Here is a 17,087-nt window from a genome sequence, read left to right on the forward strand (position 1 = left end):
CCCCGATTGCAGTGGGTCAGCTACAGATAAGCTGACTGACCCACCGCTATCGGGGCGAAGCCCCCTCCCACATTAGTCCTGCTGTGTCTTCTGAATCAGCGGCTCTGGCGTTGTTGTAACAACAGGTTGCTAAACCCGGCGCCGGCCAATTGTTTCTGCGCCACGGTCAGCTGTTCACGGTTGCTGAACGGCCCCACCAATACGCGATACCACGTGGCGTCCTTCACGGTGCCGGACTCCACCGTCACTGACTGGCCCAGCAGAATGATCTGCGCCCGCACGCGGTCCGCATCTGCCTGTTTGGGGAACGAGCCCGCCTGCAGGAAGAACTTGGTCACCGGCGCCGCCTTGGTCTCGGCAACGGGCGGTGCTGGCGGCGGGGTGATCCCGGCCAGCGCCGCCTGGGCGCGGGCGGTGTCGATTTTCGCCGCTTCCGCCGGCGTCACCGGGGTGGTCGGTACCTGCGGCGTCGGCAGGGTTTTCTCCGGCACGGCGTCGGGCGGCACGATCACCTCTGATTCCGGCAGCAGCGTGTAGAAGTCATATTTCGGCTTCACCGGTGCGGTCGGGCTTGGCGCAGTCTTGTTGGCTTCGGCAATTTTGCTGGCTTTCTGCTGTTCCTGCTTGACCCGTTTGACGTCGTCGCCCTGGCCCGGATCCAGCTTCATCAGAAACACCACAAACGCACCGACCGTGAGGCCGATGGCCATCCACAACCAGCCTGGGATCGGCTTTTTCGCCGGGGCCTGGTAGCGGCTGGCGCCGCGCTTGGGTGCAGGTTTTTTCTTGGCGGCCAACTTACATACGCTCCAGAGTTTCCAGGCCCAACAGTTCCAGGCCTTGCTTGAGGGTCCGTCCAGCCAGTGCGGCGAGGCGCAGGCGACTCTGCTTTTGGGCTTCGTCGTCGGCGGTGAGGATTGGGCAGTTCTCGTAGAAACTGGAGAACAGGCCGGCTACTTCATACAGGTAGGTGCACAGGATGTGCGGCGTGCCTTTCTCGCCGACGCTGTTCAACACTTCGCCGAATTGCGCCAGTTTGGCGGCCAATTCCTGTTCGTGGGGCGCATCCAGCACGATGCGGCCTTCGACTTCGCTGAAATCCTTGCCCAGCTTGCGGAACACACCGGCCACGCGGGTGTAGGCGTAGAGCAGGTACGGCGCGGTGTTGCCTTCGAAGTTGAGCATCAGTTCGAAGTTGAAGCTGTAGTCGCTGGTGCGGTGCTTGGACAGGTCAGCGTATTTGACTGCGCCGATGCCTACCACGCGGGCGATGTTGCGCAGGTCGGCCTCGGCCAGTTCCGGGTTCTTTTCCTTCACCAGGTTATAGGCGCGCTCCTGGGCTTCGTTGAGCAGGTCGATCAGTTTTACCGTGCCACCGTCGCGGGTCTTGAACGGGCGGCCATCGGCGCCGTTCATGGTGCCGAAGCCCATGTGCTCCATGTGCATCGGATGGGTGACGAAGCCTGCGCGACGCGCCACTTCGAACACCTGCTGGAAGTGCAGGGCCTGGCGCTGGTCGACGAAGTACAGCGCACGGTCGGCCTTGAGCACGCCGCTGCGGTAGCGCACGGCGGCGAGGTCGGTGGTGGCGTAGAGATAGCCGCCATCGGCCTTGACGATGATCACCGGCAGCGGTTCGCCGTCGGCGGTCTTGAATTCTTCGAGGAACACGCACTGTGCGCCGTTGCTTTCCACCAGCAGACCCTTGGCCTTGAGGTCGTTGACCACGTTGATCAGGTCGTCGTTATAAGCGCTTTCGCCCATCACGTCGGCCATGGTCAATTTGACGTTGAGCAGCTCGTAGATTTCCTGGCAGTGGGACAGCGAGATATCGCGGAAGCGATTCCACAGCGCCAGGCATTCGGCGTCGCCGGCTTGCAGCTTGACCACCAGGCCGCGGGCGCGGTCGGCGAAGGCTTCGGATTCGTCAAAGCGCTTCTTGGCGGCGCGGTAGAAGTTCTCCAGGTCCGACAGCTCGTTGCTGGTGATCGGGTTCTCTTGCAGGTACGCCATCAGCATGCCGAACTGGGTGCCCCAGTCGCCCACATGGTTCTGACGGATCACGCTGTCGCCTAGAAACTCCAGCACCCGCGCCACGCCGTCGCCGATGATGGTCGAACGCAGGTGACCCACGTGCATCTCTTTGGCCAGGTTCGGCGCCGACAGGTCGACGACCACGCGCTGCGCTTCGCCGGCCTTGCGCGCGCCGATTTTGGCATCGGCCAGGGCGGCGTCCAGGCGCGACGCCAGGGCCTGGGTGTTCTGGAAGAAGTTGATAAAGCCAGGGCCGGCGATTTCGGCCTTGGTCACACTCTCGTCGGCCGGCAGTGCGGCAATGATTTTTTCCGCCAGATCGCGCGGCTTCATGCCAGCCGGCTTGGACAGCATCATCGCGATATTGCTGGCGAAGTCACCGTGGGTCTTGTCGCGGGTATTTTCCACCTGGATCGCCGGCGTCAGGCCTTCAGGCAACACACCTTCGTTGACGAGATGGGTGAGGGCTTGTTGGATCAGCTGGCGAATGGTGTCTTTCATGGTGTTCTCTTTCGACCGCAAGCGGCGGCGCGCGATGCGCAGGTGGAAAAACTGGGCATTATCCGTGGCGAGGGCGGGCTTGCCAACCTTCGTCGGATCTCTACAGACGATTAACCTGTGGCGAGGGAGCTTGCTCTCGCAGGAGTGCGAAGCGCTGCCAAAAACTTGGGGCCGCTATGCAGCCCAGCGGGAGCAAGCTCCCTCGCCACGGGGATTTCAATACAAATCTACCGGGTCCACATCCAACGACCATCGCACCTGTCGCCCGCTGGGCATTTGCTCCAGAGCAAGCAACCAGCTACTTAATAACCGATGCAGCGGCGCCCGCGAGGTGGCTTGTAAAAGTAGCTGAGCGCGGTAACGCCCGGCGCGGCGTTCCATGGGCGCGGGCACCGGGCCGAGGAGTTCGATGCCGCTCAGACCCAGTTCGCCGAGTAAACGTTCGGCGGCGCTGCATGCTTCATCCAGGAACGCTTCGGCCTGCCCGGGTTTATGGGCTTCGGCGCGCAGCAGGGCCAGGTGGGAAAAGGGTGGCAGGCCCGCGGCACGGCGTTCGCTCAACGCCTGTTCGGCGAAAGCAAAGTAGCCCTGTTCGGTCAGTTGGATCAGCAGCGGGTGGTCGGCCAGGTGCGTCTGGATAATCACCTTGCCCGGCTCTTCGGCACGCCCGGCACGCCCGGCGACTTGCACGATCAACTGCGCCATGCGCTCGCTGGCGCGGAAGTCGCCGGAGAACAGGCCGCCGTCGGCATCCAGGATCGACACCAGCGTCACCCGGGGAAAGTGGTGCCCTTTGGCGAGCATCTGCGTGCCCACCAATATGCACGGTTGGCCTTTCTGGATAGTGGCGAACAGTTGGTTCATCGCATCCTTGCGCGAAGTGCTGTCGCGGTCGACCCGCAGCACCGGGTAATCCGGAAACAGAATGCCCAGGCGCTCTTCGGCGCGCTCGGTGCCCGCCCCAACCGGGCGCAGGTCGACCTTGCCGCACTGCGGGCAGTGGCGGGGCACGCGCTCCACATGGCCGCAGTGATGGCAGCGCAACTCGCCGTAGCGCTGGTGCACGGTCATGCGTGCGTCGCAGCGCTCGCATTCGGACATCCAGCCACAGTCATGGCACAGCAGCGTCGGCGCAAAGCCGCGACGGTTGAGAAATACCAGGACTTGCTGGCCGGCGGCGAGGGTCTGGCCGATGGCCTGTTGCATCGGCCCGGAAATACCGCTGTCCAGCGGACGGCTTTTTACGTCCAGGCGCAGGAAGCGAGGTTGTTTGGCGCCGCCGGCGCGTTCATTCAGGCGTAGGAGCCCGTAACGGCCGGTGTAGGCGTTGTGCAGGCTCTCCAGGGAGGGCGTGGCCGAACCCAGCACAATCGGGATGTCTTCCTGGCGGGCGCGCACCAGCGCCAGGTCGCGGGCGTGGTAGCGCAGGCCTTCCTGCTGCTTATAAGAACCGTCGTGTTCTTCGTCGATGATGATCAGCCCGGGATTTTTCATCGGGGTGAACAGCGCCGAGCGGGTGCCGATAATAATGTCGGCCTCGCCATCGCGTGCCGCCAACCACGACTCCAGGCGCTCGCGGTCGTTGACCGCAGAGTGCACCAGCGCGATGCGCGCATTGAAGCGCTGCTCGAAGCGCGCCAGGGTTTGCGGGCCGAGGTTGATCTCGGGGATCAGCACCAGCGCCTGTTTGCCGGCCTGCAAGGTTTCGCGGATCAACTGCAAATACACTTCGGTCTTGCCGCTGCCGGTGACGCCCGCCAGCAGGAACGCGTGGAAACTGTCGAAACCTGCGCGAATCGCCTCATACGCGGCGCGTTGCTCGGGGTTCAGCGGTAACTCCGGCTGGGCCAGCCAATGTTCGTGGCGCGGATCCGGAGCGTGCTTGCGAATTTCAACCTGCACCAGGCCCTTGGCCAGCAGCAGGTCGAGGCTGTCTTTGCTCAGCATCAGCTTGCTCAACAGCTGATGCGCCACGCCGTGAGGGTGCTGGGCCAGGGTGGCCAGGGCTTCACGCTGGCGCGGGGCACGGGCGATGCGCGGGTCATCGAGGCTGGCGCCGGGCACGCTCGACCAGAACCGCTCCTGACGCGCTTCGGCCAGCTCGCCCTGGCGCAGCAGTACCGGCAGGGCCCAGCTCAAGGTGTCGCCGAGGCTGTGCTGGTAATACTGAGCCGTCCACAGGCACAGCTTGAACAGCGCGGGCGGCAGGGGTGGCGTGGTGTCGAGCATGGCCAGGGCGGGCTTGAGTTTATCGGCGGGCACTTCGCTGTGGTCGGCGACTTCGATCAGGATGCCAATCATCTCCCGTCGCCCAAACGGCACGCGCACGCGCATGCCCGGCTGCAACTGCGCCCGCGGCACGCCAGCCGGCGCCCGATAATCGAACAGGCGGCGCAGGGGCGAAGGCAGGGCTAGGCGCAAAATGGCGTCGGGCACGCGGTGAGATCTCATAGTAAAGACAGGGGTGGCGCAGGGGCGCGAGACTAGCAGACGAGGGGAGTGTTGGGTATGCCACGGTTTTCTGATGAAAGGTGCTTTTATGTGGATACGAGAGGGGTGTCGCCGCTTGCGCGATTGAAAAGGTCTGGTAGAATCCGCGGCCTAATTACGTGCGGTATTCGACAATAGTGTCGAGTGGCGGCACGCTAGCCCGAGGAAGTGCCATGAAAGCCGATATCCATCCAGCGTACGAAACCATCGAAGTTACCTGCAGCTGCGGCAACAAGTTCGAAACTCGCTCGAACCTGTGCAAGCCACTGGGTACTGACGTATGCAACGAGTGCCACCCGTTCTACACCGGTAAGCAGAAGACTCTGGACACCGGCGGCCGCGTACAGCGCTTCGCAGATCGCTTCGGTGCTTTCGGCAAGAAGCCTGCTGCTACTCCGGCAGAGTAAGGCTCGAAAGCCTTATGGGCTTTTGCCAGCTGTTAAAAAAGGCGTCCCTTGCGGGCGCCTTTTTTGTACCTGCGATTTGGCTGTCGGCCGCCCAGGCCGAAGTATTTTGCCCCGCGCCTGCTGGCCTGGCCCAAGTCGAGGTGCAGCGGGTGGTGGATGGCGACACGGTGCGCCTCAAGGACGGCCGCAGTGTGCGCATGATCGGGCTCAATGCGCCGGAAACCGGCAAGAAAGGCCGTACCGACGAGCCTTTTGCCGTCGCCGCCCGCCAACGCTTGCAGGCATTGGTGCAGGCCAGTGGTGGGCGTGTGGGGTTGTTGTCGGGGCGTGAGAGTAAGGATCACTACGGGCGCACCCTGGCCCACCTCTATGGCGCCGATGGCGAGAACCTGGAGGCGCAATTGCTGGCCGAAGGCCTGGGATTCCAGGTCGGCGTCGCTCCCAATGTCGACCTCGCCACCTGCCAGCAGGCCGCTGAAGACAGCGCCCGCTCGGCGCGCCTGGGTGTATGGCGGCAATCGCCGGTGCAATCCGTGGCGCAGCTGCGCCAATCCGGCTTTGCCCTGGTCAGCGGCCGGGTGAGCCGTATCGAACGTAATCGCGGCGGAATCTGGATCCAATTGCAGGGCGCAGTGGTATTACGCATTGCGCGACCTGGCCCGTCAATTCGACAGCAGCCTGCTCAATGGTCTGCAAGGCAAGAAAGTCGAGGCGCGTGGCTGGGTGCAAGATCGCGCCAAACGCGGTGGTCGCAAAAGCGAGCAGGCGCGTTGGCTGCTGCCGCTGACGGATCCCGGCATGCTCAAATCGATAGATGAATAAAAAATTGTAGACATTTTTTTATTCGATTGTGAACAGTTGAGCCCTTGTATCCCGTGGCCTTAGACCAAAGTACGGCGCTGCGGGGTCTTGACACCTGTGACTGCCCAGTCTTGTAGGGGCTTTACGACACGCGTATCCTCGGCGGTCCGTCGACCAACAGTAAAAGCGGAATGCCGATATGTCTGATTTGAAAACTGCCGCTCTCGAATATCATGCCCATCCTCGTCCAGGGAAGCTGAGTGTAGAGCTCACCAAAGCCACTGCCACTGCTCGCGACCTGTCGCTGGCCTACAGCCCTGGTGTTGCCGAGCCCGTACGCGAAATCGCCCGCGATCCAGAACTGGCGTACAAGTACACCGGCAAAGGCAACCTGGTTGCAGTGATTTCCGATGGCACCGCGATTCTCGGCCTGGGCAACCTCGGCCCATTGGCGTCCAAGCCAGTCATGGAAGGTAAAGGCGTGCTGTTCAAGCGCTTCGCCGGCATTGACGTTTTCGACATCGAAGTCGACTCCGAAAGCCCGCAGGCTTTCATCGACACCGTCAAGCGCATCTCCATCACCTTCGGTGGCATCAACCTGGAAGACATCAAGGCACCTGAGTGCTTTGAGATCGAAAAGGCCCTGATCGAGCAGTGCGACATTCCGGTATTCCACGATGACCAGCACGGTACTGCAATCGTTACCGCCGCCGGCATGATCAATGCCCTGGAAATCGCCGGCAAAACCCTGGCTGACGCCAAGATCGTCTGCCTGGGCGCCGGTGCTGCCGCGATCTCCTGCATGAAGCTGATCGTGAGCATGGGCGCCAAGCTTGAGAACATCTACATGGTCGACAGCAAGGGCGTGATCCAGTCCGAGCGTACCGATCTGAACCAGTACAAGGCGATGTTTGCCCACCCGTCGTCCAAGCGCACCCTGGCTGACGCCCTCAACGGTGCAGACGTGTTCGTCGGCCTGTCCGGCCCGAACCTGCTCAGCGCCGAAGGCCTGAAGTCCATGGCGGCCAACCCGATCGTGTTCGCCTGCTCCAACCCTGATCCGGAAATCGCCCCGGAGTTGGCCCACGCCACCCGCGACGACGTGATCATGGCCACCGGCCGCTCGGACTACCCGAACCAGGTCAACAACGTTCTGGGCTTCCCGTTCATCTTCCGTGGTGCCCTGGACGTTCGCGCCAAGCGTATCAACGAAGAGATGAAAGTCGCTGCCGCCAATGCCCTGCGCGAACTGGCCAAGCTGCCGGTGCCACAGGACGTGTGCGATGCCTACGGTGGCGCCAAACTTGAGTTCGGCCGTGAGTACATCATTCCGAAGCCAATGGACAAGCGCCTGATCACCCTGATCTCCGACGCCGTGGCCAAAGCCGCGATCGAGACCGGTGTGGCCACGCTGCCGTATCCGAAGAACTACCCGCTGCAAAGCGTGGATGATGTGTTCAACGGCTAAGCCGTAGACCCATAAAAAACCCGGCTCAGAACGCCGGGTTTTTTTATGGGGAAGTTTCAAGCTGCAAGCGGCAAGTTCAAGAGCAGCACATCACCGTTCTTTACTTGCCGCTTGTAGCTGACAACTTTCCGCTCTCTAAAAGAGATCAATCGGCGCGGCCTCATCCGCCGGCAACGGGCTACCCGGTACCACGCCATTGCCCAATTCATTGACCGACGGCGGTGTGTCTTCGCTCTTGAACAGTTCGAAGTACGCGTTCGGCGTGCTTGGCGAGGCTGCACGGCCGCTCACCGGGTCGATTCGCAGGCTGAGGATGCCTTCCGGCTCCGGCTGGGTGTGCAGCGGCTTGTCCTTCAGGGCTGCGCCCATGTAGCTCATCCAGATCGGCAGTGCGACGGTGCCACCGAATTCACGGCGGCCGAGGCTTTCTGGCTGGTCGTAACCGGTCCACACGGTGGTCACGTAGTCGGCGTTGTAGCCGGAGAACCAGGCGTCCTTGGATTCGTTGGTGGTACCGGTCTTGCCTGCGATATCCGCGCGGCCAAGGGCCAGGGCGCGGCGGCCGGTGCCTTTCTTGATCACGTCTTCAAGGATGCTGTTGAGGATATACGTCGTGCGGCCATCCACAATGCGCTCGGCAACGGCCGGTGCTTGCGGTTCGGTCGGGGCGGCCGCTGTGGTCGGCGCGGTGCCTGGCGTCGGCTCAATGGTAATGCCGCCATTGCTCGGCGCCGCCAGGCCATCGGTGGCCGCCATGCCGTTGACCACATCGCCCGGCACCCGTGGCGGGTTGGCGGTGAACAGGGTATCGCCGTTGCGGCTTTCGATCTTGTCGATCAGGTACGGCGAGATCTTGTAGCCGCCGTTGGCAAAGGTGCTCCAGCCGGTGGCGATTTCCATCGGCGTGAGCGTCGCGGTGCCCAGGGCCAGCGACAGGTTCGGCGGCAGGTCCGACTTGGCGAAGCCAAAGCGCGTGATGTAGTCGATGGTCTTGCCTACGCCCATCGCTTGCAGCAGGCGGATCGACACCAGGTTACGCGACTTGTACAGCGCCTCGCGGATGCGGATCGGGCCGAGGAAGGTGTTGGTGTCGTTCTTCGGACGCCAGACCTTGTCCAGGTACTCATCGACAAACACGATGGGTGCGTCGTTGACCAGGCTGGCGGCGGTGTAGCCGTTATCCAATGCGGCGCTGTAAATGAACGGCTTGAAGCTCGAACCCGGTTGCCGCTTGGCCTGGGTGGCGCGGTTGTAGTTGCTCTGCTCGAAAGCGAAGCCGCCGACCAGGGCACGGATCGCACCATTTTGCGGGTCGAGGGAGACCAGTGCGCTCTGGGCCATTGGCACCTGGCTGAATTTGAGGCTGTCGTCCTTCTGGCGCTGCACGCGGATCAAGTCACCCACTTGGGCGACGTCCGCCGGCTGCTTGGGCATCGGGCCCATGCTGTTGGTGTTCAGGAAGGGGCGGGCCCACTTCATGCTGTCCCAGGCCACACGGGCTTCGCCGGTGCGGGTGAGTACTTGCACGCCGTCTTTGTTCACCTGGGTCACGATGGCCGGCTCCAGGCCGCTGATTGCGCGCTGTTTGCCCAGTTCGGCGGTCCAGGCACTGAGGGTCTTGCCCGGCAGGCGTGATTCCGGGCCGCGATAGCCATGACGTTGATCGTAGGCGATCAGGCCGGAATGCACCGATTCATTGGCGATTTCCTGCAGGTTGCTCGGAACGGTGGTCGTCACACGGAAGCCTTCGGTGTAGGCGTCGCTGCCATAGCGGCCGACCATTTCGGCGCGGGCCATTTCAGCGATATACGGCGCGTTCACTTCCGGCGTCGGGACGTGATAGCTGGCATTCAACGGCTCGGCCACGGCACTTTCATAGGCGGCCTGGTCGATCTTGCCCAGCTTGTACATGCGCCCCAGGATCCAGTCGCGCCGCTCTTTGCTGCGCGCCGGGTTGGCCAGGGGGTTGAAGCGCGAAGGGGCCTTGGGCAGGCCGGCGATCATCGCCATCTGCGCCAGGCTGGCGTCGCGAATGGACTTGCCGTAGTACACCTGGGATGCGGCTTCGATGCCGTAGGCGCGGTTACCCAGATAGATCTTGTTGACGTACAGCTCAAGGATCTCGTCCTTGGTCAGCTGGCGTTCGATCTGCAGGGCCAGCAGGATCTCGGTGGCTTTGCGCGAAAAGCTGCGTTCGCTGGTGAGGAAGAAGTTCTTCGCCACCTGCATGGTGATGGTGCTGCCACCGGACTGGATGTGTCCGCTTTTTACCAACTGCGTGGCGGCGCGCACCAGGCTGCTGGGGTCGACGCCATAGTGGTTGGCGAAATTATCATCTTCGGCCGACAGCAGGGCGCTGATGAAATTGGGCGGAATGTCGGCAAAACGGATCGGTGTGCGGCGCATTTCGCCGAACTCCGCGATCAGTTTTTCATCGCTGCTGTAGACCCGCAAAGGAATCTGCAACTGGATACTTCTAAGGGCCTCTACCGAGGGCAAACCCGGACTAAGGTAGAGGTAGGCTCCGCTGAGCACGAGCAGCAGCCCGCAGACGATGGCGACAATGGAGTACCCGAAAAACTTCAGCAGACGAATCAAGGCTTTTGGATTTCCAGAGAAAAGAATGGGTTAGGCGTCGGGGCATGCATGGCGAACGATGGATCAACCCGAGCTGCAGATAAAAAGCGGGAAAAAACGCTGGGCATTAAAGCATTTTCGGCTCGGGGCGTCATGCATGGCTCCCCGACATGTCGACCGAATGCACGGTGCCGGCGGCAATCAGGCGGTATGACAGGGAAAGGGTTAGGGAGTTTTATGGTAAAGGGATTTTTCAGGCGAAAAGCCGATACCTTGCTGGGTATCGACATCAATGACACCAGCCTCAAACTGGTCGAACTCGGGCGTTCAACTGCGGGTTACAGCATCCAGGCCTATGCGACGCAGGATCTGCCGGCCAAGGCGGTGGTCGATGGCGCAGTGCTCGACATCGAAGCTGTGGCGCGCGCGCTGATCGCCGCTTTGTCGAGGTTGCAAAGCTCGGCGCGTGATGCAGCCGTGGCGGTGGCGGGGCCTTCGGTCATCACGCGTGTGGTCGAATTGCAGGCTGGGCTCAATGACGACGAGATGGCATGGATGATCCAGATGGAGGCTGAGCAGTACATTCCTTATACGTTGGATGACGTGGCCATCGACTTCCAGGTACAAGACCACTGCGCCCAGAACCCGGCGCGGATCGAGGTGTTGCTGGCGGCCTGCCTCAAGGCGCAGGTCGAAGCCCGCGAGGCGGTTTTGGCGCTGGCGGGGCTGGTGCCGCGGGTGGTCGACATTGAAGCGTTTGCATTGGCGCGCGCGAGCGGTCAGGATTTCGCCAGCTTCACGCTGGGTCATCGAGTCGATGGCGCACAGTGGGCCGTGGATGTACAAGGGATGGGAGTTGCCTGCGGGCTGGCCCTGAGGAGTTTCGCTTGAAGACACGAATCAATCTTTTGCCCTGGCGCCAGGCGCTGGCGGAGCGGCGGCGCAAGTACTTTCTGGCGTTGTTGCTGGCGTTCGCCTGTGTGGCGCTGGCGGCGGTGTGGCTGGCGGACCAGGTGATCGATCGGGCGATTGACCGGCAAGTGACGCGCAACGACCATTTGGACAGAGGGGTCGCCACGCAGGACCAGCGCATCAAGACCATCGATGACTTGCAGGAGCAGAGCCAGCAATTGGCCGAGCGTATGAAGGTCGTGCAGGATCTGCACGATGCCCGCTCCTCCGGTGCCCAGCTGTTGGATCAATTGGCGCGAGCGGTACCCGATGGCGTGCATCTGCACGAAGTGGTGGCCAAGGGCGACACGCTGAGTATCAGCGGCAGTGCCGAATCCAGCCAGGATATCGCGCAACTGATGCGCCGCCTGGAAACGGCGGAAGGTCCAGGTGCGGCTCGGCTGCGGCATGTCCGAACCGAGGCGGCGCGCGGCAGCAATGAATTCCAGCTGATGGTGCGCCATGGAGACTCCGCCGAGGCCCAGCCATGAGCCTGCCCAGGCTCTACTTTTCCGCGCTTGCTCACAACGCTGCACAATGGCCCTTGCCCGGTAAGGTTCTGGCCGGCTGTGCGCTGGCCGGCCTGGTGCTGCTGGCGGGTGATCTGGCGTACCTGAGCCCCGCGCGCGAGCGCTTGCACCAGGCACAAGCGCGGGAAATGACGCTGCAGCGCCAACTCGCGGAAAAAACGCTCCAGGCTGCGGGTCTGGAGGCGCTGACTCGTCAGCTACAGCTGATGCAGGGCAAGTCCGACGGGCTGTTGCAGCAGTTGCCCGGCACGTCCGAAATGCCTCGTCTGCTCGAAGACATCGCGCGGTTGGCGTTGGCCAATGGCGTAGTGGTCGAAAGTGTCACGCCGCTGGATGAGCAACCTCGGGGGCTGTACGTCGAGCAACCTGTGCAGGTCAACGCTACCGGCGCCTATCACGACCTGGCAATGTTCGTCAGCGGCCTGGGTGGTCTTTCCCGGATTGCCACGGTGCATGACGTTGCCCTGCGCGCTGAGGGCAAGTTGCTTCGGCTTGAGCTGGTGGCCAAGACCTATTGGCATACGCAACCGGTTGCCCGGCTGGGCGAGCCGGCCGTGCAGGGGCAGCGTTTTGTCTATGCGGCTGGCGGTCTGCGTGACCCGTTCCAGCCACTTGCCCTGCAGGTGGGCATGCCCTTGGGCGGCCGGCCCGCGCGCCGGACCTCTCGCGTACGCGTGGAACCCTGGAAAACCTGGCGGTGGACCGCTTCGAAATGGTCGGCACGCTGTCACGTGGGGGGCGCGCCTATGCACTGTTGCGCGCGGCATCAACGGTACACCGCCTGGCGGTCGGTGATTACCTGGGGCCTGATCATGGCCGGGTCACCGCCATTCATGATGACCATATCGAGCTGGTCGAGTCGTTTCCCGATGAACAGGGCGCATGGCTGGAACGCTCGCGAACCCTCGTGTTAAACGTCAACTCTTAACGGAATCAAGCAAATGAAAAGGACTTTCCTGTCCTTCGGTGTGGCGCTATGGATAGCGTTCACGGCACCGATGGCTGCCGCTGTGCCCAATCGTGTGGATCTGATCCAGCTGCCGGCCCCCGGCCGTGCGATGTCGGACGGCTATACCGGCGACACACTGAACCTCAACTTCCAGAACATCGAGTTGCGCGCCGTATTGCAGCAGATTGCCGATGTCGCGGGCCTCAACCTGATGGCCAGCGATGATGTGCAGGGGGCGATCACCTTGCGTCTGAAGGACGTGCCCTGGGACCAGGCGCTGGATCTGGTGCTGCAGGCCAAGGGCCTGGATAAACGGGTGAAGGCCGGTGTCTTGCTGGTGGCGCCCGCCGAGGAACTGGCCGCTCGCGAACTGCTGACATTGGAAGCACGCAAGCAGATGGCCGACCTGGCGCCGTTGCGCCGAGAGCTGTTGCAGGTCAACTACGCCAAGGCGGCGGACCTGGCCAAGCTGTTTCAGTCGATGACCGGGTTTGAAGGCGCCACCGACGAACGCGGCTCGGTGGCGGTGGATGACCGCACCAACAACATCATCGCCTACCAGACCAGTGAGCGGCTTGAGGAGCTGCGGCGGATAGTGGCGCAACTGGATATCCCCGTGCGCCAGGTGATGATCGAGGCGCGGATCGTCGAGGCCAATGTCGACTATGACAAAAGCCTGGGCGCACGCTGGGGCGGCGCGATCAATCGCGGCAACTGGGCCACCGGCGGTATTCGCAAGCCTGTGCCGGACGGTGAGGCGCCGCCGGAAAACCTGCCCAGCTCGCCGTTTGTCGACCTGGGTTCGCTCACCGGCACCTCCGGCCTGGGTATTGCCTACATCACCGACAACCTGCTGCTGGACTTGGAGTTGACGGCCATGGAGAAAACCGGCAACGGTGAAATCGTCTCGCAGCCCAAGGTGGTCACCTCCGACAAGGAGACCGCACGCATCCTCAAGGGCACCGAAATTCCCTATCAGGAATCCACTTCCCAGAGCGCCACCTCCGTGTCGTTCAAGGAGGCCTCGCTGTCCCTGGAGGTTACCCCGCAAATCACCCCAGACGACCATGTGATCATGGTGGTCAAAGTCACCAAGGATGAGCCGGACTACCTGAACAAACTCAACGACGTGCCGCCGATCAAGAAAAACGAGGTCAACGCCAAGGTGCTGGTCAAGGATGGCGAAACCATCGTCATCGGCGGGGTTTTCTCCAATACCCAGAGCAAAGTGGTAGATAAAGTGCCATTTTTGGGCGATGTGCCGTATCTTGGCCGCCTTTTCCGGCGCGATGTGCTGGCGGAGAAAAAATCCGAGCTGCTGGTATTCCTGACTCCGCGTATCATGAATAACCAGGCGATTGCTGTGAGTCGTTGATTCTGTGCGAAATTTGATTCTTGTAGGGCCGATGGGGGCTGGAAAAAGCACCATCGGCGTTTGCTGGCCAAAGAGTTGCGCCTGCCGTTCAAAGATTCCGACAAGGAAATTGAATTGCGCACGGGTGCCAATATCCCATGGATCTTCGATAAAGAAGGCGAACTGGGCTTTCGTGACCGCGAGCAGGCGATGATCGCTGAGCTGTGCGGCTGCGACGGCGTGGTATTGGCCACTGGCGGTGGCGCGGTGATGCGCGATGAAAACCGTCGGGCGCTGCATGCCGGCGGACGGGTGGTCTACCTGCATGCGTCGGTCGAACAACAGGTGGGCCGCACCGCCCGTGATCGCAATCGCCCGTTGTTGCGCACGGCCAACCCGGAAAAAACCTTGCGCGACCTGCTGGCGTTGCGCGATCCGCTGTATCGGGAAATAGCCGATCTGGTGGTGGAAACCGATGAGCGGCCGCCCCGGATGGTGGTTCTCGATATCCTTGAGCGCCTGCAACGGCTGCCACCCCGTTAAAGCCAGGCCCGAAATGCGCTATTCTCGGCGGCGCGCCATGACCCTGTGAGGTGTGGCGTAGAGCCACCAGGCAGCGGACGTTGCGACCGGTCAACTATCTCTAACGCGGGGACACATGCAGACACTTAAGGTCGATCTAGGCGAGCGCAGCTACCCGATCCACATTGGCGAAGGTCTGCTGGACCAGCCCGAGTTGCTGGCGCCGCACATTACCGGGCGACAAGTGGCGATCATTTCCAATGAAACGGTCGCGCCGCTGTACCTTGAGCGTTTGAGTCGCAGCCTGGCGGCCTACTCGGTGATCTCCGTGATTTTGCCCGACGGCGAAGCCCACAAGAACTGGGAAACCCTGCAACTTATTTTTGATGGCCTGCTGACCGCGCGTCATGACCGGCGTACCACTGTGATCGCCCTGGGCGGCGGTGTGATCGGCGACATGGCCGGTTTTGCGGCGGCTTGCTACCAGCGTGGCGTAGACTTTATTCAAGTGCCGACCACCCTGCTGTCCCAAGTCGATTCGTCGGTGGGCGGCAAGACCGGCATCAACCACCCGCTGGGCAAGAACATGGTCGGTGCGTTCTACCAGCCGCAGGCCGTGCTGATCGACACCGCGACCCTCAACACCCTGCCGCCGCGCGAGCTGTCGGCCGGTCTGGCGGAAGTCATCAAGTACGGGCTGATCTGCGATGAGCCGTTCCTGACCTGGCTCGAAGAACACGTGGATGCGCTGCGCAACCTCGACCAGGCGGCGCTGACCGAAGCCATTTCCCGCTCCTGCGCCGCCAAGGCGCTGGTGGTGAATGCAGACGAACGGGAGTCCGGCGTACGGGCCACCCTGAACCTGGGGCATACCTTCGGCCATGCGATCGAAACGCACATGGGCTATGGTGTGTGGTTGCATGGTGAGGCCGTAGCGGCTGGCACGGTGATGGCATTGCAGATGTCGCACCGCCTGGGCTGGATCAGTGCCCAGGAGCGTGATCGTGGTATCCGCCTGTTCCAGCGCGCCGGCTTGCCGGTTATTCCGCCGCAGGAGATGACCGAGGCGGACTTCCTCGAACATATGGCGATAGACAAGAAAGTGATCGACGGTCGACTGCGACTGGTGCTGCTGCGCCACATGGGCGAAGCGGTGGTGACCGACGATTATCCGAAAGAGATTTTACAGGCCACGCTGGGAGCGGATTACCGCGCCCTGGCCCAGCTTAAAGGTTAATAAGATCGCGATGACTAGTTTGCATGCCGACGAGGCGTTCCTCGGCCATTACCACCTGAGCCACGACCCTTTCGCGCCACGGGTGCCTGGCTTCAAATTTTTCCCGGCCCAGCGCAAGCCAGTGCTGGGGCAGCTGCATCACCTGGCGCGCTACAGCCAATTGCTGCTGGTTGTGACCGGCCCGCTGGGCAGCGGCAAGACCTTGCTGCGCCAGGCCCTGGTGGCCAGCACCAACAAGCAGTCGGTACAGAGCGTGGTGGTGTCGGCGCGTGGCGTCGGTGATGCGGCGGGCGTATTGGGCCAGGTTGCCCAGGCTCTGGACGTGGCCAATGCCGAGCCGAATGCGATCCTCAAGCAAGTGGTGCAACTGGGCCTGACCGGCCAGGAAGTCTACCTGCTGGTGGATGACGCCGAGCAGCTCGACGAATCCGCCCTGGAAGCGCTGCTGGCGCTGGCGGCGGGTACGCCCGAAGGCCGTCCGCACGTATTCCTGTTCGGTGAATCATCGCTGATCGCCGATCTTGAGCAGTTGAGCGGCGATCAGGAGCTGTTCCACGTCATCGAATTGCAGCCGTACGAAGAGGACGAAACCCGCGAATACCTGGCTCAACGCCTTGAAGGCGCCGGGGCCGGTATCGAACTTTTCTCCGCTCAACAGATCTCTGATATTCACGACAGCGCAGGCGGCTGGCCTGGCACCATCAACCAGGTTGCCCGCGATGCGATGATCGAAGCCATGATTGCCAGCCGCTCTGCGGTCAAGCGTCCAAAGATGGGGTTCACTATGCCTAAGAAGCACGTATTGGCGATTTCCGCCGTTGTCGTGGTCGCTGTAGCCGCTGCCTGGTTGATCCCGGGTCGCAACAAGGCACCGACCACCGCCGGCGCGCCAACCGAACAGGCGCAGTTGCCACTGGGCAAGCCTACTCCTAACGTTGAGTTCGCCAACTCCGGCCAACCCACAATCTGCCGATGGTCGGCCAGCCGGTGATGCGCGGCCCGCTCGCCGAAGAGCCGGCGGCATCGCCGAGGGCGACGACGGCGTGCCCGTGGAAGGCTCCAGCGCCACTCCGCCGACCGTGACCACCACCGCGCCGCCTGCGGGCGTGCCAGCGGGTCAACCGGCCGCCAAGCCAGTGCCGACGCCGACACCTGCGCCGACGGTCGCGACGCCAAGCCGGCACCGGTTGCCAAGCCTGTGGCACCGGCTCCCGCCGCCAAACCGGCGCCTGCGGCCAAGCCTGCGGAAAAACCGGTCACCGTCGC

9 protein-coding genes and 5 pseudogenes are annotated in these 17,087 nt (G+C 62.5%); 10 read left to right on the plus strand and 4 right to left on the minus strand.

What is annotated here, in order from left to right; genetic code table 11:
- Window positions 1-95: 95 nt before the first annotated feature.
- The 3 genes from JWR98_RS28075 to JWR98_RS28085 all read right to left on the minus strand — a co-directional run bounded on the left by JWR98_RS28075 (window position 96) and on the right by JWR98_RS28085 (window position 4,971).
- Window positions 96-797 carry an SPOR domain-containing protein gene (locus tag JWR98_RS28075; RefSeq protein WP_078731217.1) on the minus strand — a complete coding sequence of 234 codons (702 nt, stop codon included), beginning with the start codon at window positions 795-797 and terminating at the stop codon, window positions 96-98.
- Window position 798: 1 nt separating this feature from the next.
- Window positions 799-2,535: an arginine--tRNA ligase gene (gene argS / locus JWR98_RS28080; protein WP_078731218.1), complete on the minus strand. Its 1,737-nt coding sequence runs from the start codon at window positions 2,533-2,535 to the stop codon at window positions 799-801.
- A gap of 216 nt (window positions 2,536-2,751) precedes the next feature.
- Window positions 2,752-4,971 carry a primosomal protein N' gene (locus JWR98_RS28085; RefSeq protein ID WP_078731219.1) on the minus strand — a complete coding sequence of 740 codons (2,220 nt, stop codon included), beginning with the start codon at window positions 4,969-4,971 and terminating at the stop codon, window positions 2,752-2,754.
- 227 nt (window positions 4,972-5,198) lie between these two features.
- Here JWR98_RS28085 and rpmE point away from each other — a divergent pair, with 227 nt between their 5' ends.
- The 3 genes and pseudogenes from rpmE (at window position 5,199) to JWR98_RS28100 (ending at window position 7,701) form a co-directional block, all read left to right on the plus strand.
- Window positions 5,199-5,432 carry a 50S ribosomal protein L31 gene (rpmE, locus tag JWR98_RS28090; protein WP_005784030.1) on the plus strand — a complete coding sequence of 78 codons (234 nt, stop codon included), beginning with the start codon at window positions 5,199-5,201 and terminating at the stop codon, window positions 5,430-5,432.
- Between the two features lie 14 nt (window positions 5,433-5,446).
- Window positions 5,447-6,254: pseudogene (locus JWR98_RS28095) on the plus strand (thermonuclease family protein).
- A gap of 178 nt (window positions 6,255-6,432) precedes the next feature.
- A complete protein-coding gene (locus JWR98_RS28100; RefSeq protein WP_027605010.1) occupies window positions 6,433-7,701 on the plus strand; it encodes a malic enzyme-like NAD(P)-binding protein in 1,269 nt (422 codons plus the stop codon).
- Window positions 7,702-7,836: 135 nt separating this feature from the next.
- Here JWR98_RS28100 and JWR98_RS28105 read toward each other — a convergent pair whose 3' ends face one another.
- On the minus strand, window positions 7,837-10,296 hold the full coding sequence (locus JWR98_RS28105) for a penicillin-binding protein 1A (RefSeq protein ID WP_425273225.1): 2,460 nt from the start codon (window positions 10,294-10,296) through the stop codon (window positions 7,837-7,839).
- Window positions 10,297-10,515: 219 nt separating this feature from the next.
- Between JWR98_RS28105 and pilM the strand changes: the two genes are divergently transcribed.
- The 7 genes and pseudogenes from pilM to JWR98_RS28140 form a co-directional block, all read left to right on the plus strand.
- On the plus strand, window positions 10,516-11,169 hold the full coding sequence (pilM, locus tag JWR98_RS28110; protein ID WP_205491793.1) for a type IV pilus biogenesis protein PilM: 654 nt from the start codon (window positions 10,516-10,518) through the stop codon (window positions 11,167-11,169).
- Window positions 11,166-11,720 (plus strand): PilN domain-containing protein, encoded by a 555-nt coding sequence (locus tag JWR98_RS28115; protein WP_078731223.1) that lies wholly within the window; start codon window positions 11,166-11,168, stop codon window positions 11,718-11,720. Before pilM ends, JWR98_RS28115 begins: the two co-directional genes overlap by 4 nt.
- Window positions 11,717-12,687: pseudogene (locus JWR98_RS28120) on the plus strand (pilus assembly protein PilP). Before JWR98_RS28115 ends, JWR98_RS28120 begins: the two are co-directional and overlap by 4 nt.
- A gap of 148 nt (window positions 12,688-12,835) precedes the next feature.
- Window positions 12,836-14,083 (plus strand): annotated as a pseudogene (locus tag JWR98_RS28125) (type IV pilus secretin PilQ); the annotation flags it as partial.
- Window positions 14,084-14,087: 4 nt separating this feature from the next.
- Window positions 14,088-14,605, plus strand: a pseudogene (gene aroK, locus JWR98_RS28130) (shikimate kinase AroK).
- Between the two features lie 115 nt (window positions 14,606-14,720).
- The gene (gene aroB / locus JWR98_RS28135) at window positions 14,721-15,821 is read left to right on the plus strand and encodes a 3-dehydroquinate synthase (protein WP_078731226.1); all 1,101 of its coding nucleotides are present in this window, start codon (window positions 14,721-14,723) and stop codon (window positions 15,819-15,821) included.
- A 10-nt stretch (window positions 15,822-15,831) separates the two neighbouring features.
- A pseudogene (locus JWR98_RS28140) lies at window positions 15,832-17,087 on the plus strand (AAA family ATPase); the annotation flags it as partial.

It is taken from the genome of Pseudomonas lactucae, from assembly GCF_016937615.1.
Taxonomy (GTDB): Bacteria; Pseudomonadota; Gammaproteobacteria; order Pseudomonadales; family Pseudomonadaceae; genus Aquipseudomonas; species Aquipseudomonas lactucae.